Source organism: Paractinoplanes pyxinae (genome assembly GCF_026626335.1).
Taxonomy (GTDB): Bacteria; Actinomycetota; Actinomycetes; order Mycobacteriales; family Micromonosporaceae; genus Actinoplanes; species Actinoplanes pyxinae.
The window spans coordinates 204,796-222,818 of record NZ_JAPNTZ010000012.1 but is presented as its reverse complement, the minus strand read 5'-3'; the positions used below and the strand labels follow the sequence as shown (position 1 = coordinate 222,818).

At 69.2% G+C, this 18,023-nt stretch carries 18 protein-coding genes; 9 read left to right on the top strand and 9 right to left on the bottom strand.

Annotated elements, in window-relative coordinates:
- Window positions 1–20 precede the first annotated feature (20 nt).
- Genes OWR29_RS31980 through OWR29_RS31970 form a run of 3 tightly spaced genes read right to left on the bottom strand, consistent with a single transcriptional unit; the run spans window position 21 to window position 2,452 of the window.
- Window positions 21–479 (bottom strand): SRPBCC family protein, encoded by a 459-nt coding sequence (locus tag OWR29_RS31980; protein ID WP_267567097.1) that lies wholly within the window; start codon window positions 477–479, stop codon window positions 21–23.
- Window positions 480–512: 33 nt separating this feature from the next.
- A complete protein-coding gene (locus tag OWR29_RS31975; RefSeq protein WP_267567096.1) occupies window positions 513–1,610 on the bottom strand; it encodes a fumarylacetoacetate hydrolase family protein in 1,098 nt (365 codons plus the stop codon).
- The gene (locus OWR29_RS31970) at window positions 1,607–2,452 is read right to left on the bottom strand and encodes a hypothetical protein (protein WP_267567095.1); all 846 of its coding nucleotides are present in this window, start codon (window positions 2,450–2,452) and stop codon (window positions 1,607–1,609) included. Before OWR29_RS31970 ends, OWR29_RS31975 begins: the two co-directional genes overlap by 4 nt.
- 75 nt (window positions 2,453–2,527) lie before the next feature.
- Here OWR29_RS31970 and OWR29_RS31965 point away from each other — a divergent pair, with 75 nt between their 5' ends.
- Entirely contained in the window at window positions 2,528–3,685 is a 1,158-nt protein-coding gene (locus OWR29_RS31965) for a homogentisate 1,2-dioxygenase (RefSeq protein WP_267567094.1), read from the top strand.
- Here the strand turns inward: OWR29_RS31965 and OWR29_RS31960 are convergent.
- On the bottom strand, window positions 3,682–4,350 hold the full coding sequence (locus OWR29_RS31960; RefSeq protein WP_267567093.1) for a hypothetical protein: 669 nt from the start codon (window positions 4,348–4,350) through the stop codon (window positions 3,682–3,684). The two genes, OWR29_RS31965 and OWR29_RS31960, sit on opposite strands and share 4 nt — an antisense overlap.
- Before the next feature lie 42 nt (window positions 4,351–4,392).
- Between OWR29_RS31960 and OWR29_RS31955 the strand changes: the two genes are divergently transcribed.
- Entirely contained in the window at window positions 4,393–5,277 is an 885-nt protein-coding gene (locus tag OWR29_RS31955) for a GNAT family N-acetyltransferase (protein ID WP_267567092.1), read from the top strand.
- 11 nt (window positions 5,278–5,288) lie between these two features.
- Window positions 5,289–5,945 carry a ribonuclease FAU-1 family protein gene (locus OWR29_RS31950; protein ID WP_267567091.1) on the top strand — a complete coding sequence of 219 codons (657 nt, stop codon included), beginning with the start codon at window positions 5,289–5,291 and terminating at the stop codon, window positions 5,943–5,945.
- A gap of 712 nt (window positions 5,946–6,657) precedes the next feature.
- Here OWR29_RS31950 and OWR29_RS48075 read toward each other — a convergent pair.
- On the bottom strand, window positions 6,658–7,872 hold the full coding sequence (locus tag OWR29_RS48075) for a chitosanase (protein ID WP_324291285.1): 1,215 nt from the start codon (window positions 7,870–7,872) through the stop codon (window positions 6,658–6,660).
- A 203-nt stretch (window positions 7,873–8,075) separates the two neighbouring features.
- Here OWR29_RS48075 and OWR29_RS31935 point away from each other — a divergent pair, with 203 nt between their 5' ends.
- From OWR29_RS31935 to OWR29_RS31910, 6 genes are all read left to right on the top strand, one after another.
- Window positions 8,076–9,257 (top strand): ROK family transcriptional regulator, encoded by a 1,182-nt coding sequence (locus OWR29_RS31935; RefSeq protein ID WP_267567090.1) that lies wholly within the window; start codon window positions 8,076–8,078, stop codon window positions 9,255–9,257.
- Window positions 9,258–9,389: 132 nt separating this feature from the next.
- The gene (locus OWR29_RS31930) at window positions 9,390–10,595 is read left to right on the top strand and encodes an ABC transporter substrate-binding protein (RefSeq protein ID WP_267567089.1); all 1,206 of its coding nucleotides are present in this window, start codon (window positions 9,390–9,392) and stop codon (window positions 10,593–10,595) included.
- Between the two features lie 5 nt (window positions 10,596–10,600).
- Entirely contained in the window at window positions 10,601–11,539 is a 939-nt protein-coding gene (locus OWR29_RS31925) for a carbohydrate ABC transporter permease (protein ID WP_267567088.1), read from the top strand.
- Window positions 11,536–12,420: a carbohydrate ABC transporter permease gene (locus OWR29_RS31920; protein WP_267567087.1), complete on the top strand. Its 885-nt coding sequence runs from the start codon at window positions 11,536–11,538 to the stop codon at window positions 12,418–12,420. The genes OWR29_RS31925 and OWR29_RS31920 overlap by 4 nt, the downstream gene beginning before the upstream one ends.
- A complete protein-coding gene (locus OWR29_RS31915; protein ID WP_267567086.1) occupies window positions 12,417–13,673 on the top strand; it encodes a family 4 glycosyl hydrolase in 1,257 nt (418 codons plus the stop codon). The genes OWR29_RS31920 and OWR29_RS31915 overlap by 4 nt, the downstream gene beginning before the upstream one ends.
- Complete coding sequence (locus OWR29_RS31910; protein WP_267567085.1) at window positions 13,670–14,680, top strand: N-acetylglucosamine kinase; 1,011 nt, start codon at window positions 13,670–13,672, stop codon at window positions 14,678–14,680. The genes OWR29_RS31915 and OWR29_RS31910 overlap by 4 nt, the downstream gene beginning before the upstream one ends.
- 6 nt (window positions 14,681–14,686) lie before the next feature.
- Here OWR29_RS31910 and OWR29_RS31905 read toward each other — a convergent pair whose 3' ends face one another.
- The 4 genes from OWR29_RS31905 to OWR29_RS31890 all read right to left on the bottom strand — a co-directional run bounded on the left by OWR29_RS31905 (window position 14,687) and on the right by OWR29_RS31890 (window position 17,918).
- A complete protein-coding gene (locus OWR29_RS31905) occupies window positions 14,687–15,862 on the bottom strand; it encodes a tetratricopeptide repeat protein (protein WP_267567084.1) in 1,176 nt (391 codons plus the stop codon).
- A 197-nt stretch (window positions 15,863–16,059) separates the two neighbouring features.
- The gene (ispF, locus tag OWR29_RS31900) at window positions 16,060–16,533 is read right to left on the bottom strand and encodes a 2-C-methyl-D-erythritol 2,4-cyclodiphosphate synthase (RefSeq protein WP_267567083.1); all 474 of its coding nucleotides are present in this window, start codon (window positions 16,531–16,533) and stop codon (window positions 16,060–16,062) included.
- Window positions 16,534–16,705: 172 nt separating this feature from the next.
- The gene (gene ispD / locus OWR29_RS31895) at window positions 16,706–17,398 is read right to left on the bottom strand and encodes a 2-C-methyl-D-erythritol 4-phosphate cytidylyltransferase (protein ID WP_267567082.1); all 693 of its coding nucleotides are present in this window, start codon (window positions 17,396–17,398) and stop codon (window positions 16,706–16,708) included.
- Between the two features lie 34 nt (window positions 17,399–17,432).
- On the bottom strand, window positions 17,433–17,918 hold the full coding sequence (locus OWR29_RS31890) for a CarD family transcriptional regulator (protein WP_030443670.1): 486 nt from the start codon (window positions 17,916–17,918) through the stop codon (window positions 17,433–17,435).
- Window positions 17,919–18,023 lie beyond the last annotated feature (105 nt).

The window sequence follows — 18,023 nt, the reverse complement described above, 5'->3', positions numbered from 1 at the left end:
GTCAGGCCGCGCAGCCTCTTTCAGGCGACGGCGGCCAGATCGTCGAGGTCGCGCCGCAGCGCCCCTTCCGCCGTCTCGGCGGCCAGCCCTCCGAAGATCAGCCCGAGGATGCGGGCGGCGGGCGCGGTGGCCGAGCCGTCCTGCTTCACGGTCACCATCGTGCCGCCGCGGTGGCGGCCCGACATGACCGGCACGAACGAATACGTCATGCGGTAGTCGGCCCCGATCCCGGGCGACGCGACCACGAACCGCTCCGGTATCTCGCACTCGCGCACCCGGAACTCTTCGGTGACCTCGCCGCCGTCGGCCATCCGGCGGGTCTCGCGCCACACCGTGCCCGCGCCGAACGGCCCGTGGCTGCGCACCTCGACCCGGGTGACGGCGGTGAGCCACTCGCGGCGCCGGTTCAGATCGGTGAACACCTGCCAGACCGCCGCGACCGGCGCGTCGATCAGGCGGGTCACCACGACCGTCGACATAGCGTCACCCCCGGGTACACCGTACGACAGAACTCAGGGCACGACGGTCCCGGAAACCGAGCCGAGCGAGATCTCGGTGCCGGCCGCCGACCGGGCCGTGCCGCCGATGCGCACGCGGTCGCCGTCGGCCAGGAACCCGCGCAGCGATCCGTCGGCCAGTTTGACCGGCTCGGCGCCGTTCCACGTCAGTTCGAGGAACGAGCCGGCCTGGTCCCGATCGGGCCCGGACACCGTGCCCGAGGCGTAGAGGTCGCCCGTACGGACGGAGGCGCCGTTGCTGGTCAGGTGGGCCAGCTGCTGGGCCGCCGTCCAGTACATGGAGGCGAACGGCGGGCGGCTGACCAGCGTGTCGTTCCACTCGACGGTCAGGCGCAGGTCGTAGCCGGGGCCGGGCGGCCGCAGATAGCCCAGCGGTTCGGGATCTTGGGCGACGGCGGGCACGGTGGCCAGCGCGTCCAGCGGCACGATCCACGGCGACACCGAGGTCGCGAACGACTTGGCCAGGAACGGGCCGAGCGGGCGGTACTCCCAGGCCTGCAGGTCACGGGCCGACCAGTCGTTGACCAGCGTGACGCCGAAGACGTGCTCGGCGAAGTCGGCGGTGGCGATGCGCCGGCCGGGCACGCCCACCACGAAACCCACCTCGGCCTCGACGTCGAGCCGCTGCGACGGGCCGAACACCCCCGCGGCGGTCTGGCCCGACGGCCGCTGGATCGGGGTGCCCGAGACGACCACGGTGGCCGACCGGCCGTGATAGCCGATCGGCAGGTGCTTCCACTGCGGCGACAGGCCGGGCGACTCGGGCCGCAGAATCTTGGAGACGGTCAGCGCGTGCTGCTCGGAGGAGTAGAAGTCGGTGTAGTCGGCGACCTCGAACGGCAGATGCAGAGTGACATCGCGCAGCGGGATCAGCGGCGGGCCGGCCGTCACGTACGCGACCACGGCCTCCCGCGCCGCCTGCCACTCCCGGCGGCCGGCCGCCATGAGCGGGTTGAGCGAGGTCGCGGCCAGGTGCCCGCCCAGGCTCGAAAGATCAACGACGTCAGTTCCCAGCCGTACGCCGATCCGCCGCTCACCCGCGGGCGGGCTGAACACTCCGTAAGGCAGATTGTCCAACCCGAAGCCGCTCACTCGAATCCCCCGTTGATCAAGCCGAGACGCACCAACTCGGTCAGCGGCTCGACCACGCCGACCGCTCCGAATCCCGTGAACAGCGGCCGCGGCTCGCTCCGCCGGGCCCGGCAGGCCTCGACCAGCGGCACCGGATGGGTCGCGGCCAGCACCTCGGCCACCTCGGCCACCTCGCCGCCGTCGTGCGCGCTGATCGCCGCCGTGAGCACGTTCAGGAAGCCGTGATGGGTGAAGCCGGTTTCCGGGTCGGTGTGCCGGATGGCGTGGCGCAGGCCCGCGGCCAGCCGGAACGGCAGCTCACGGTCGCGGCAGGCGCACAGCACGGCGGCCAGCTCGACCGGGGTCGGGAAGAGTTCGGCGGCCAGCCCGCCGACGCGGAACTTAGGGGCCATCCGCAGACCGGCGGCCCGCGCCTCGGTCACCGTATCCAGCGCGCCCAGCAGGCCCCAGCTCAGCGGGATCTCGGCGTACACGACCAGGTTTTCGTCGCCCTCGGCCAGCGCCCGCAGCGCGGCCAGGCCCGGTTGCGGGTCTTCACCGCGACGCGCCACCGCGGCCTCGATGTGCATGACCAGCCCGCCGGCCGCGCGGAGCTTGTCCACCGCGATCGGCAACGCGCCCACGCTGACGTCGCCGACCAGGGCGACCGGGACGTCACGGGCGATCAGGTCGGCGCCGATCAGCGAGGCGGGCACGAGCAAGGGACCGAGCAGCCCGGCGAACCAGCCTGCACGGTGCTCGTCGTGCTTGGCGACGGCCTCGGCGACGCCGGTGGGGCTCGGCGGCAGCAGGGACGCGTCGTCCACCAGCCCGGCGAAGAGCGGAGGCACCAGCGTTGACACGAATCCGAACCTAATAGACGCTTCGAGAAGCGGACAACCACGTCCAGAATGTCGTAATTAAGGTGGGTGGCAACGATGCCCTACTACCGCAGCGCCGGCGAGGTGCCCCACAAGCGGCACACGCAGTTCCGGCGGCCTGACGGCGGGCTGTATTCCGAAGAGCTGATGGGCCAGGAAGGCTTCTCGTCCGACAGCTCCCTGCTCTATCACCGGCACCCGCCCACGGCTATCGCTTCGGCCGAGGTGTACGAGACTCCGGCCCTCAACCGGTCCGCCAACCACCCGCTCAAGCCCCGTCACCTGCGCACCCACAAGCTCGACGCCGGCCCGGCGGACGCGGTGCTGGGCCGCCGCGCGCTGCTGGCCAACGACGACGTCCGGATCGGCTACGTGGTGGCCGACCGCCCGTCCCCGCTCTACCGCGACGCCGTCGGCGACGAATGCCTGTACGTCGAGGACGGCCGCGTCGTCGTCGAGACCAGCTTCGGCGCGCTCGAGGCCGGCGCGGGCGACTACGTGATCATCCCGACCTCGGTCGTGCACCGGATCGTGCCCCAGGACGGGCCGGCCCGCCTGCTCACCATCGAGGCCAACGGCCACATCGGACCGCCGAAGCGCTACCTCTCGGTGCGCGGCCAGTTCCTCGAGCACGCCCCGTACTGCGAGCGCGACCTGCGCGGGCCGGCCGAACCGCTGCTGGTCGACGAGACCGACGTCGAAGTGCTGGTCAAGCACCGGGCGGGGTGGACCAGGCACGTGTACGCGCAACACCCGTTCGATGTGGTCGGGTGGGACGGCTGCCTCTACCCGTGGGCGTTCTCGATCCACGACTTCGAGCCGATCACCGGCCGGGTGCACCAGCCGCCGCCCGTGCACCAGACGTTCGAGGGCCCCAACTTCGTGGTCTGCTCGTTCGTGCCGCGCAAGGTCGACTACCACCCGCTGGCCATCCCGGTGCCGTACAACCACCACAACGTCGACTCCGACGAGATGATGTTCTACACCGGCGGCAACTACGAGGCCCGGCGCGGCTCCGGCATCGAGCAGGGTTCGATCTCGCTGCACCCGTCCGGCTTCACCCACGGACCCCAGCCCGGCGCGGTCGAGCGGGCGCTGGGTGTCGAAGCCTTCGACGAGCTGGCCGTCATGGTGGACACGTTCCGCCCGCTCGACCTGTGCGACGCCGCCGTGGCCGTGGAGGACACGGCGTACGCCTGGACCTGGAACCGCTAGGCGCTGAGCACCGACATCTCCACGTCGATCCTGGCCGGGAGGGGCTTCTCGGCCGGGAACGACGGGATGCGCAGGGCGAACACCTCGCCGTCGTCGCCCGTCTTGTGCAGGCAGTACGCGCGGCCGGCGGTCAGCTGCAGGTAGCCGTCCTGATACTTGACGCCGTTGCTCTCGGCGCAGGCGGCCGGGTCGGCGAACGGGTCCCCGCTGGCCGCGCCGATCGTCGCGCGGCCCTCGAGTGGCTCGGCACTCCAGATCCGCTGGTCACCGCCCGTGCAGTTCTGCACCTTCTCGTCCTTGCCGGGCGTGGAACAGAGCAGCGAGACATCACCGGTGTACGCGTCGGTGCCCGGGTGCGGGGGCTGCAGCCACACCGCCCCCTGCGGGTACTTGTCACCCGTACCCATGGGAACTTGGATCTTGAGAACCGCCGTGCCCAGCCCCTGCTCGGCCGGCGCGGTCGACCCGATCACCCGCGGCAGATCATGCTCGTCCGAGGTGGTCTGGCTGCGATAGAGCGAAACCGCGAACGCCCCCGCCGCGACCACGGCCACCGCCAGCGCGGCCGAGATGCCGGCCCGGCTCAATCGCCGCGCCCGCACCAGCACCACGGCCACCACGATCAGCACGACGACCGCGGCCACAGCGATCAGAAGATCCACCATGGCGGATAAGGTAGCCCACCCCGCAACGGGCACAATTCCCCTGTGACCACTCCCCCGGACAGCGACCTGACCGCCATGCAGCGAGCCGTCCAGCGCACGTGGACGCCCGACAGCCACTGGCACATCGGCGACCTGGCCTGGCAGTCCCCGTCCCTGCCCGACCGCACAGTGAAGCTGTGGCGCGGCTCGGACGGCGAGGTGGAAGCCTGGGCCAGGCTGACGGCGCCGGCTCACCTCGACATGCACGCCCCGCCCGAACTCCTACCCGCCGTCCTCGATTGGTTCCACGCAACTACCGGCGAGGTCGAGCAGACGGTCACGGCCATGAACAGCGACGCCGAATTGATCGCCGCCCTGCGAGCGGCCGGCTATCAAGAGGCGGCCGAGCCGTTCTTCCAACATTGCGTACGGGATCTGGACGGCCACCTGCCGAAACCGGTGCTACCCAGCGGTTACCGGGTGCGCACCGTCGAACCCGGCGAGCTCGCGGCCCGAGCGGCCGTGCATCGGGCCGCGTGGCGTCCGAAGTGGATCGGCTCGCTGCAGGTGCCACCGGTGGACCTCGGCGACGGCGAGTCCGGCATGACCACCGAACGCTATGCGAAGATCGCCGACACGTGGCCCTACCGCCGCGACCTGGACCTGGTCGTCGAGGCCCCCGACGGCACCCTGGCCGCCTCGGCCCTCGGCTGGTACGACGACGTCAACCAGTCCGCCTTGCTGGAGCCGGTCGGCACCGACCCCCACCACGCCCGCCGCGGCCTCGGCGCCGCCGTGAGTCTCGCCTGCCTGCACGCCATGCGCGACGCCGGCGCCACCCTGGCCGTCGTCTGCCCCCGCGGCGACGACGCCTACCCGGTCCCCCGCACCCTCTACCACCGCATAGGTTTCCGCGACGCCGGCCGCACTGTTGCCTACCGCCGATAGCCTTCGCGGTCGTGACCTTCACCGTCGGACAGGACCTGCTCTACCGGGACTACCGCGGCGGCGGCCAACTCGTCGCCGTCATGCCGCAACGAGTCGTCGCTGAGGACGAGCGGGGCGTGCTGACCTGGCGACCGATCGGCACCCCATGGCTGTTCCGCCGCACCACCGACGGCCGCGACCGCCGTGAGATCCCGTTCCACATGCGGCACACCGTCGAATGGCACCTGGCCCCGCTGACGTGGTCCGGCCTGCACGTGCTGCATTTGTTCCGGCCCGGCCGCGCCCACTCGGTGTGGTGGATGTTCAACCCCGATTTCTCCTTGAACCGCTGGTACGTCAACCTCGAAGCCCCACCGGTGCCGTGGAGGGACGGCGAGCTGGCCGGCATCGACACGTTCGACCACGCCCTGGACATCGTGGTCATGCCCGATCGCCAGTGGCACTGGAAAGACGAAGACGAATACCTCGAGCGCGTCGGCCACCCCGACTACTGGACAGCCGAAGAGGCAGCCGAAATCCGCGCCGAAGGCGACCGCGTCACCAAAGACATCGAGGCCGCCGCCTTTCCCTTCGACGGTACGTGGCTCGACTTCCGCCCCGACCGCGCTTGGGCCGTGCCCGCTTTGCCTTCTACTGGCTGGAACCGCCCCCGCGGGGAAAGTGGGTAGACCCTGGGGCTCTGCCCCAGACCCCGGCGCATCGCTGGAGAGCTCCCTGGCGATGGTGACGCCAGGGGGCTTGGGTGCTCTCCGGGCAACGACAGCCGAAAGCAAATCGTAAGGGTGAGAAGGACGCAAGCAAAAGGCGGCTTGCGTCCTTCTCACCCTTACGATGAGCGGCGACTGCCGTCGCCCGGAGAGCACCCAAGCCAAGGTCAACTGCGGGAAAAGAAAGGCAAACCCAGCCACGTTCACGTCGCTGTGGGGCCAACGCACCCACTGAGCCTACGTGTCTTTTAAAGCACGCCGACTCTCTGCCTTACCCACCTCGATGCCACCCGCAGGGAATGCCCTTGCTACGACGGAGCCGAAGGCGACCGCAACCGGCACGGTGCGAACGCGCAACCCACCACAAAGGCCGGCCCGAGTAAGAAAAAGTCCCAGTTCCATCCCCATCGCGGCAGCCAGACCAGATCCCGCACGGATTTCCCCAGCCCAGCCATGCAATCAGAGAAGCACCAACCACAACAAAAGCCGCAGCCAATTCCCCGGCAAGGCCGGGGACGAGGGCGATCACGCAAAGCATAGAGACGGTTTTCAAGCTTGCGTGATCGCCCTCGTCCCCGGCCGTCAAAGCGTAAGAAAGCCGCGGTTCTAACGGGCAAGGCCGGGCCCGCCCAAAGAGAGCGGACCCGGCCCATTATCCCCGGATCAAAAGATCTCATCCGATGTGGAAGCTCTGCCCGTAGACAGCGAAATCCAACGGCGTGTTCAGATCAAAATTCCCGTTGTTGAGGAAGCGTCGCTGCGCTGTATCGACACGTGTCGTGTCGTCGTGCGCCGCCTCCTTCTTCATTTCGATAACCCGCTCATCCAGGAACACGCCGAGCCAGGTGCGCTCGTCCCCTCCCTGGGACGGCGGCTTCGCCCGCTTCAACGCCTGCGACCGGATGGCCCGCATGCCTTCGTAGCCGTGCATGACCGCCGCGTCGTAGTAGGCGAACTGGCCCAGCGCCCGCACGCCGTCGTTCTTGCCGTCTCGCACTGACGGGTTGAAGTAGACGCGGTCGCGTTCTGCTTCTTGTGCGGCCTGGAATCGGCTGTCGGCTGCTGCCGTACGCCAGTCGTTGGTGAAGTTCGGGTCCAGGCCCGCGTGTGAGGCCGTTCCGTTGACGTTGCGCAACGCCGGAAGATACTTGGCCAGCACGTTTCCCGGCACCGCGGCCGTGTATGCCTCGACCAGCTCGAGCATGTCGCCGGTTCCGGAGCAGAAGCCGATGATGCCGGCCGTGTAGCCGCGCCCGTCCTTGATGTCTTCGATGTAGCGGAACTGGGCCCGCCAATCGAGCGACGAGTTCTCGGCCGCCGACACGAGCTGCATGGCGACGTCTTTCTTGGCTGGGTTGTCCAAGTTGACCCCCGACGGGTTGGTCGGCGGCGGGGTGGTGGGCGTGGTTCCGCCGCCGGGCAGGGTCCAATTCTGGTTGGCGGTGCCGGAGCACGTCCAGATCTGCAGGCGGGTGCCGTTGGCGCTGGTGTTGCCGGTCGCGTCGAGGCATTTGCCGCTGCCCGCGTTGACCAGGGTGCTGCCGGCCACCGACCACTTCTGGGCGTTGGTGCCGTTGCAGTCGTACAGCTGGATCTTGGCGCCGTTGGTGGTCGACGCGGCGGTGACGTCCAGGCATTTGCCGAGCGCCCGGAGGCTGCCGTCGGTGTTGCCGACGGTCCACTGCTGGGCGCCGGTGTTGTTGCAGTCGTAGAGCTGGATGGCGGTGCCGTTGGCCGAGCTGGCGGCGGCTACGTCGACACATTTGCCGCCGAGGCCTTTGATCGGTCCGGCCGTGGCCGCGCTGGCCGGAAGCAGCCCGTAGATGATGGCTGCGCCGGGGACGGCCAGGGCGACGGAGGCGTAGAGGACTCTCCTTGCGCGGATCATGGCGCTCCTCGAGAGGGGGGATTCGTGGGGGTGGATCGCCGCGACGAGGAGAGACGCTACAACTGTTAAAAAGGTTTATCAATAGGTCTCGATGGACTGTTCTAGGCTGTCGTCCGGACCCTTGACACCCGTCTACGGTCCGCCTACCGTCCGGGCTAACTGTTAGTCAGTTTGCCTATCGCCGTCTCGCACCGGGAGCCGCCGTGACCCGTCTGGCTGGTTCGTCAAAACTGCTGCGCGCCATGAACGAGAGCGCGGCGCTGGCTCACCTGCTGGACCCCGGCATGCTCACGCGGGCCGACCTGCGCAAGCTCACGGCGCTGTCCACGCCCACGATCAGCGAGGTGCTGCGCCGGCTCACCGAGGCCGGGCTGGTCAACGTGGTCGGCCACAACAGCGGCCGCCCCGGTCCGAACGCCGAGATCTACAACGCGAACCCGGACGCGGCTTATGCGGCCGCCGTCTCGGTGCGCGACATCGGGGCCAGCGGCGCACCCTCGGTGGTGGCCGCGCTGTGCGACCTCACCGGCGAGGTGCGCGGGCGGGTCGAGTCGCGCATCGACTTCCTGACCACCGACCCGCTGACCGCCCTGGTCGAGGTGGTGGCCCGGCTCAGCGACGAGGCCGGCGTCCCGGCCGATCGGATCCGGCACGTGCAGTTCGGCGTGGCCGGCTCGTACGACCCGCACTCCGAGACCATCCGGCACGTCGACGTGCCCGGCTTCGGGCGTACGGGCCTGGTCCCCCAGCTGGCGGCGGCGCTCGGCACTCACGTGGGCGTCGACAACGACGTCAACCTGGCCGCCATCGCCGAGCGGCAGCGGGGCGTGGGCCGTGACGCCGAGGGTTTCGCCCTGCTGTGGCTGGGCGAGGAGGGCCTTGGTCTGGCCATCGACATGGCCGGCACGCTCATGCGCGGCGCGCGGGGCGGGGCCGGCGAGATCGGCTACATGCCGCTCTACTCACCCGATTCCTCGCACCGCAAGCTCGACCTGCAAGACCTGTTCGGCGGCGCGGCCATCCTCGAGCTCGCCCGGGACAGCGGCGTTCCCGGGCGTACGCCGGCCGAGGTGGTCCGGGCCGCGGCGGCCGACCCGGCCAACGGCGGCGACTTCCTGATCGCGCTGGCCGACCGGATCGTCATCGGTCTGGCCGCCGTGATCGCCGTGCTCGACCCCTACCTGGTGGTGCTGTCCGGCCCGATCGCCCAGGCCGGTGGGGCGCCGCTGCTGTCCGCGGTGACTTTCGCCGTACGCCGGGCGGCCCCGCTGGAGAGCTCGATCGCCGTGACTTCCATCGACGACGACGCGGTGCTGCTCGGCGCGCTCGACGCCGGCCTCACCGCGGTGCACGAAGCCCTCATCGACTCGATCCGCTCCTCTTAACCCCCATCTGAGAGGCCCACAGTGAACAAACGGCTACCCCATGCCCTTTTTGCCCTAGGAACGGCGCTTTTACTGGCGACCGGCTGCACTCCCGCTCCTAAAGAGAACAAGATCGCCGACCCCGGTACGGAGGTGTCGGGCTCGGTCGAGTTGTGGCACTTCTTCACCGAGCGCGAGGCCGACGCCATCGCCCAGGTGATCAAGGACTTCGAGAGCAGCCACCCGAACATCAAGGTGACGGTCAAGGCGGGCCAGGACGACTCCAAGGTCACCCAGGCCATCGGCGCCGGCAACGGGCCCGACGTCGGACTCTCGTACTCCACCGACATCGTCGGCAAGTTCTGCTCGTCCGGCGCCTGGGTCGACCTCAAGCAGTACATCGACCGCGACAAAGTGGACCTGAACAAGCTCAACGCGACCACCCGCTCGTACACCGAGTTCGACGGGAAGCGCTGCGCGATGCCGTTCCTGGCCGACGCGTACGGCATGTTCTACAACAAGGACCTGTTCGCCAAGGCCGGCTTGAGCGGCCCGCCCAAGACCCTGGACGAGCTGACCGAGTACGCGAAGAAGCTGACCGTGAAGAACGCGGACGGCTCGCTGAAGACGGTCGGTTTCCTTCCGCTGTACGACTTCTACGAGAACGCCGCCTCGCACCTGGCCCCGGCCGTGGGCGCCAAGTGGCTGACCGACGACGGCAAGTCCGCGGTCGGCACCGACCCGGCCTGGAAGACGCTGATCACCTGGCAGAAGCAGCTGGTCGACTGGTACGGCTACGACAAGCTGCAGAAGTTCCGGGCCGGCCTGGGCGACGAGTACAGCGCCGACAACGCGTTCCAGAAGGGCCAGGTGGCGATCAACATCGACGCCGAGTACCGCCTCGCCTTCGTCAAGGACCAGAGCCCGAACCTGAAGTACGGCGTGGCGCCCATCCCGACGAGCGACGCGGCCCACTACGGCGGCGGCTACGTCACCGGCAACATCCTCGGGATCAGCAAGAACGCCAAGAACCCCGAGGCGGCCTGGGAACTGATCAAGTACCTGACCACCGACGACAAGGCGATCATCAAGCTGTCCGGGCTGCTCAAGAACATCCCGACCACGACCGCCTCGATCGCCGACCCGGGGCTGAACTCGGACGCCGACTTCAAGACGTTCATCGACATCTTCAACAACCCGAACTCGTCGACCACCCCGCCGTCGGCCTCCGGCCCGGCCTACCAGGAGACGTTCGGGCAGTTCCTGAACAGCTATCAGGCGGGCAAGGTCAAGGACCTCGACGCGGGCCTGGCCGACGCCGACAAGCAGGTCAACAGCGTGATGACGCTGGGCGGCTGACCGACATGAGTGCCAAACCCATGGGCGTACGGGTGAGAAAAGGTGCGACGACGCTGTCGTTCCTGGCTCCGGCGCTGATCGGCATCGCGGTGTTCTTCCTGTACCCCCTGGGTTCGGCGGTCTACTTCTCGTTCACGAAGTTCGACCTGCTCTCGGTCCCGGAGTGGGTGGGGCTGGACAACTACCGGCGGATGGCCGACGACCCGTTCCTGCTGCAGTCGATCCGCAACACACTGTGGATGGTGGTGGTGTTCGTCCCGGTGCGGATCATCGGGGCGATCGGCCTGTCGATGCTGCTCACTCAGCTGCGGCGGGGTGCCGGCTTCTTCCGTACGTTGTTCTATCTGCCCGCTCTGGTGCCGCCGGTGGCCGCCACCATCGCGTTCGTCTACCTGCTCAAGCCGGGTACGGGACCGGTCAACCACTTCCTGTCGGCGATCGGCATCGAGGGCCCGCTCTGGTTCAACTCGCCCGCCTGGGCCAAGCCGTCGCTGGTGCTGCTCGGCCTCTGGGCCATCGGCGACCTGATGGTGATCTTCCTGGCCGCCGTGCTGGGCGTGCCGTCGAGCCTCTACGAGGCCGCGTCGCTGGACGGCGCCAACGCCTGGCAGCGCTTCCGGTCGATCACGCTGCCGACGATCCGGCCGGTGGTGCTGTTCGCGGCGGTCACCGGCGTGATCTACACGTTGCAGTACTTCGACCAGGCCGCGGTGGCCGGCTCGATCGCCAGCGGGCAGGCCACCGTCGGCGGCGGGATCTCGTCGAACTTCGGCTTCCCCGAGGGCTCGACGTTCACGTACCCGCTCTGGCTCTACACCGTCGGCTTCCGGTACAGCGCCCTCGGCTACGCGAACGCGCTGGCCATCGGGCTCTTCGTGGTCGCGCTGGGGGTCACGCTGATCCTGCTGCGCCGGGCCAAGGCATTCAGTGGGGAGGAATCGTGACGGCCGTCCTCGACGCGCCCTCGGTGCTGACCGCGCCGCCGCCCGATCGGAAGATCAAGCGGCAGCGGCGGCTGGCCTGGATCGCCAAGCACAGCATCGCGATCGCGCTGGGCGTCATGTTCGTGACGCCGGTGGTCTACCTGGTGCTGCTCTCGCTGATGACCAGCGACCAGGCGCTGACCGCCGACTACTGGCCCAACTCGTGGCACCCCGAGAACTACATCCGGGTCTTCGAGGTGACCCCGCTGCCGCACTACCTGCTCAACACGGTGGTCTACGCGGTGTCGTCGACTGTGCTGGTGTTGCTGTCGAGCGTTCCTGCCGCGTACGCGCTGGCGAAGTTGAAGTTCCGCGGCAGCAACGCGCTGTTCCTGCTGGTGATCTGCGTGATGATGCTGCCGCCGCAGGTGGTCACCGTGCCGCTGTACCTGATGTGGGCCAACGCCGGCCTGACCGGGTCGCTGTGGCCGCTGATCATCCCGGCGCTGTTCGGCGACGCGTTCTGCATCTTCCTGCTGCGCCAGTTCCTGCTGACCATCCCGAGCGAATACCTCGATGCGGCCCGGGTCGACGGCTGCGGCGAATGGCGTACGTTGCTGAGGGTCGTGCTGCCGATGGCTCGCCCGGGAATCGCGGCGGCCGGGCTGTTCCAGTTCTTCTACTGCTGGAACGACTATTACGGCCCGCTGCTCTACACCAGCGAGAACGAGAACTCGTGGACACTGTCGCTCGGGCTGGCGTCGTTCCACAGTGTCCACCACGTCGACTGGAACCTCGTCACGGCGGCCACGGTGCTGGCCATGGCCCCGCTCATCGTCATCTTCTTCTTCGCCCAGCGGGCCTTCGTCCAGGGCATCACACTGACGGGATTCAAGGGTTGAAAATCGCTGTCATCGGTGGCGGATCCACCTACACGCCGGAGCTGGTCGACGGGTTCGCCCGGCTCGGGTCGATGGTCACCGAGCTGGTGCTGATCGACCCGGCGGCCGACCGGCTCGAGGTGGTGGGTGCGTTCTCGGCCCGCATCCTGCGGCAGTACGGGCACCCGGCCAAGATCTGGTGGACCAGCGACCTGGACGCCGGCGTGACCGACGCCGACGTGGCCGTCATCCAGCTGCGGGTCGGCGGTCAGCAGGCCCGGATCGGCGACGAGACGTTCCCGCTGGAATGCGGCTGCGTGGGTCAGGAAACGACCGGCGCCGGCGGCTTGGCCAAGGCCTTGCGTACGGTGCCGGTGGTGCTCGACGTCGCGTCGCGGATCAGGCAGCGGGCCAAGCCGGGCGCCTGGATCGTCGACTTCACCAACCCGGTCGGCATCGTCACCCGCGCGCTGCTCGACGCCGGCCACCGGGCGGTCGGGCTGTGCAACGTGGCGATCGGCTTCCAGCGCCGCTTCGCCGCCCACCTGGGGGTGGAGCCGTCGGCGGTCACCCTGGAACACGTCGGCCTCAACCACCTGACGTGGGAGCGGGCGGCCTTTGTGGACGGCGTCGACCGGCTGCCCGGTCTGCTCGATGCGCACCTCTCGGAGCTGGCGGCCGAGGTCGACCTGCCGGAGCAGGTGCTGCGCACGCTGGGCAACGTTCCCTCGTACTACCTGTCGTACTTCTACGCCCACGACCGGCACGTCCGCGAGCTGATGAACGGGCCGACGCGCGGGCAGCGGGTGGCCGAGATCGAGGCGACACTGCTCGAGATGTACCGCGATGTGGCGCTGGTCGAAAAGCCGGCTCTGCTGGGCGAGCGGGGTGGCGCCTACTACTCCGAGGCGGCGGTCGGGCTCATCGCGTCGCTGCACGGGTTCGACGACCAGGGTGTGCACTCGGTCAACGTACGCAATGAAGGAACTTTGCCGTTTCTGCCGGACGACGCGGTCATCGAGGTCTCGGCGCGGGCCACGACGAAGGGTCCCGAGGTGCTGCCGCTCAACCCCCTGCCACCCGACCTGGCCGGTCTGGTCGCGCACGTTTGGGGGTACGAGGAACTGGCGCTGGACGCCGCCCTTCGGGGCGGGCGAGAAAGGGTGTACCACGCGCTGCTCGCGCACCCGCTCGTCGGCCAGCACGACAAGGCCTCGCTGCTGACCGACCGCTTGATTGCCAGTGGCCGCTCTCATCTCGCGTGGGCGCGATGAGAGCGCTCTATCTGGCCATCGACGGCGGCAACTCCAAGACCGACGTGGTGCTCGGGACCGACGACGGCGAGGTGCTGGCGTCGGTTCGCGGGAGTACGTCGTCGCCGCACAACATCGGCTTGGCCGGCGCGGTCACGGTGCTTGACCAGCTGGTTCAGGCGGCCCGCGCGCAGGCCGGGCTGGCACCGGACCAGGTGATCGACGTGGTCGCCGCGTATCTGGCCGGCGCGGATCTGCCGGCTGAGGTGGCGGCGTTGCAGGAGGCACTGTCGGCGCAAGCCTGGGCGAAGCGCACCATTGTCGACAACGACTGCTTCGCTTTGCTTCGATCGGGCACGTCGATGCCGGACGCGGTCACCGTGGTCTGCGGGGCGGGGAACAACTGCGTGGGGCGGGCAGCCGATGGGCGTACGGCGCGGTTTGTTGCTCTGGGCCCGATCTCCGGGGACTGGGGTGGCGGGCACGACCTGGCCGACCACACGCTGCGGCTGGCCGCTCGGGGCGAGGACGGGCGCGGGAAGCCGACGGCGTTGAGTGCCGCGGTGGCCGGACATTTCGAGCGGGCCACTGTGGAGGAAGTTTCCATCGGACTGCATCTCGGCGAGCTCCCGCGGGAAGAGATTCCGCAGCTGTCACACCTGCTGTTCGAGGTGGCGGCGGCCACGGGGGACGAGGTGGCGGGCGCGTTGATCACGCGGCAGGCGGCGGAGATCCTGGGGCAGCATCGCGTCGCGGCAGGGCGGCTGGGGTTGCTCGACCGGCCGCACGCGCTGGTGCTGGGCGGCAGCGTGCTGAGGGCGCGTCACCCGCAGCTGCACAGTCAGGTGGTGGAGGGGGCTCGGCGACAGGCTCCGCTGGTGGAAATCTCCGTGCCGGAGGATCCGCCGATCACCGGGGCTGCGTTATTGGCTCTGGACGCTTTGGGCCGTACGCCGGTCGACGTCGAGGCCAAGTTGCGAGCTGCGCTTTCGCGGCCGCTCACGTCCATCGGCTTCATCGTCAGCTGACGGGTCTTATCGGCGGCTGATGATCAACAGTTCGGCGATGGCGGCCAGGACCATGGCGGCGACGAGTGAGACGACGCCGCCGACCAGCGCGTAGACCAGCATGACGAGCGGCGCGACGAAACCGATGTAGGTGGCGCCGGCCAGCGGCCGGTTGTGCGCCCGCAACCGGCCCAGGGCGGTCCCCAGCGGCTCGGGCACCATCCGCTTCAACGCGACCAGCACGCCGAGCACGATCAGCACCCCGACCAGTCCGGCCCACACCCGCGAGATGCCCTCGCTGGTCAGCGTCATGAACCCGGCCATGACCCCGGTGATCAGGGCCGCGTTGGCGCCGTACAGCACACCCCGCCGCACGGCCTCGGTCGACGACTCCGAAGGATCGAGCACCGGACCCGACGGCCGGCTGATCACGGGCTCCTCGGTCCAGCTGCCCGAACCGCGCTTGGGCTTCTCTTCCGGTTCGGGCCGGTCGGGCGCCTGATAGGCCCGCGGGAACGGCTCGGGATAGTCCCCCGCCTGATCTTCGCGCGGTTCCGGCTCGGTCTGGGCGGGCAGCGCCGCCTCGTCGGCCAGCGACTCGAGCGCCTTGGCCCAGCGCCGCCGCTCGAACCGGACGATGCCCATGTCGTGCTGGGCGTCGCCGATCGCCGAATCCAGGTCAAGAGCTTGCGCGTACGCCCGTTGGGCCAGGTCGAAGAGCCGGAGCCGAGCCGCCACGACCGCCAGAACCAGGTGAGCCTCGGCCTCGTCGGGCGCCACCCGGACGGCGTTCCAGGCGGCGTTGAGCGCTTCCTGCCCGTTCCGCGACTCGCTGAGCAGGGCGGCCCCGGTGCGCTGGGCGTAGGCGTCGGCCGGCCACTGCCGCAGGATGTCGTTGGCGACCCGGGCCGCGTCGCCGTACCGCTGGTTGTCCGAGAGAGCCATGGCCCGTACGACCAAGTTGGTGATCGTCTCGGGCCCGGCCGCCACCGCCTTGTCGGCCGCCCGCAACGCCTCCCCCGGCTGCTCGGCGGCCAGGTGGATGCGGGCCAGAGTGGCCAGCAGGCTCGGTTCCTCGGGCGCGCCGGTCAGGCCGGCCGCCACCTCCTGCGCCGCCTCGTCGTACCGTCCAAGATCAGCGAGCAGCAGCGCACGCTGGCGGTACTCCTCAGGGGTGGTCTCTGGTTCCAGGGGCGCGGCCACACTTCGAGCGTAGGCGGTACCACGAAACGCCGCGGTCCGGGGCTTGCTCCGATACCCGATGCTTCATTCCCGCCCCCGCAAACGCGGACGATCAGGGCGACGCCGCCGCGAAGCCCGCGGCCGGCACGGGCCGTCTCAGGTTTGGGCGCTCAGCCTTCGGCCCGGCTCAAGCTCGGGCGATCAGCCTTCGGCCCGGCTCAGGCTTGGGCGATCAGGGCGATGGCGGTGGCGGCCAGGCCCTCGCCGCGGCCGGTCAGCCCGAGCCCGTCGGTGGTCGTGCCGGAAACCGTGACCGGCGCTCCGACCGCGCCCGACAGCACTTCCTGCGCCTCGGCCCGCCGCTTACCAATCTTGGGATGGTTGCCGATCACCTGGATCGACACGTTCACGATCTCGAACGACGCCGCCCGCACCAGCCGAGCCGTCTCGGTCAGCAGCGCAACCCCCGACGCCCCCGCCCACTCCGGCCGCGACGTGCCGAAGTTGCTGCCGAGATCACCCAGCCCCGACGCCCCGAAAAGCGCATCGCAAGCAGCATGCGCAGCCACATCGGCGTCCGAATGCCCAGCCAGCCCCACTTCGCCCGGCCACAGCAGCCCAGCCACCCAGCAGGCCCGCCCCGCCTCGAAGGCGTGCACATCAGTCCCGATCCCGACCCGCTGATTGATCACCCAGCCAGGCTACTGACCCGCTTTTCGATCTTCCGGTGTGCCACCGCCTCCCCCACCCACCCAAGGGCATGGGCGGAGAGTAGGCGAAATCTCGCTCGAACGAAGGGCGCCATCCACAGGCCCACCGGCCGGCCCAGAGAACTTGTCCACAGGCTCTCGAGCCGAACGGGCTTCAGGGAAGCTTGAGCAGGGCCTCGGCGAGGATCAGGTCGAGCGGCCGGGTGATCTTCATGGCCAGCTCGGAACCCGGGACGCAGGTGACGGGGAGGCCGGCCTTTTCGACCAGGCCGGCGTCGTCGGTGAGGGGGTCGGCCGCGGCGGCGTGGGCCTCGGCCAGCACGTTGTGGCGGAAGCCCTGCGGGGTCTGCACGCTGCGCAGCACCGACCGGTCGACCGTGCCCAGCACGGTTTCGTCGGGCGCGACCTCTTTGATGGTGTCGACCACGGGCAGCACCGGGATGACCGCCGGAAGGCCTCCGCGCACGGCTGCCGCCACCGACTCGATCACGTCGGGTGGGGTGAGGGCGCGCGCGGCGTCGTGGACGAGCACGATGCCGACCTCGGGCGGCACGACGGCCAGGGCCCGGGCGACGGATTCCTGACGTTCGGCCCCGCCGGCCACCACGGTGACCGGCGCGACCGGCGCCAACAGAGAACGCACCGCCTCGACCTCGGTCGCGGGAGCGGCGACCACGATCAGATGGACCGACGGGGAGGCCGCCACCCGGCGAACCGCATGGACGAGCAGCGGCTCACCAGCGAGCAGGCGCAACGCTTTGGGCCCGCCCGGGCCGAGCCGCAGGCCGGCACCCGCCGCCGGAACCAGGACCGCGACGTCACCGCGGGCATTGAGCTTCGCGGTCACGTCGCGGTCCTGTTGTTCGAGGTGGGGGTGTTGATCAGGCCTCGGTGAGGACCTTGTCGAGGAGAACCTCGGCCTCGTCCTTGGTGCTCTTTTCCGCCAGAGCGACCTCACCGACAAGGATGTCGCGAGCCTTGGCGAGCATGCGCTTCTCGCCGGCCGAGAGGCCGCGCTCACGCTCACGACGCCAGAGGTCACGAACAACCTCGGCAACCTTGAGGGGGTTACCGGAAGCGAGCTTTTCGAGATTGGCCTTGTAACGCCGCGACCAGTTCGTCGGCTCCTCGGTGTGCGGAGCGCGGAGGACGTCGAAGACCTTGCCCAGGCCTTCCTCGCCAACCACTTCGCGCACGCCGACGATCTCGGCGTTCTCAGCGGGCACCCGCACGGTCAGATCGCCCTGAGCGACTCGCAGCACGAGATACTGCTTTTCCTCGCCCTTGATGACCCTTGTTTCGATTGCCTCGATGAGTGCGGCCCCGTGGTGGGGGTAAACAACGGTCTCGCCGACACTGAAAACCATAGGTTCGAAGCCCCTTTCGCTGTGTCTAGGGTAACACGCTCAGGCAGCTATGTCCCGCCCAGCCGGTGACTGTTAGTGCAGCTCAGAGGCCCTGTGATGGGCGTT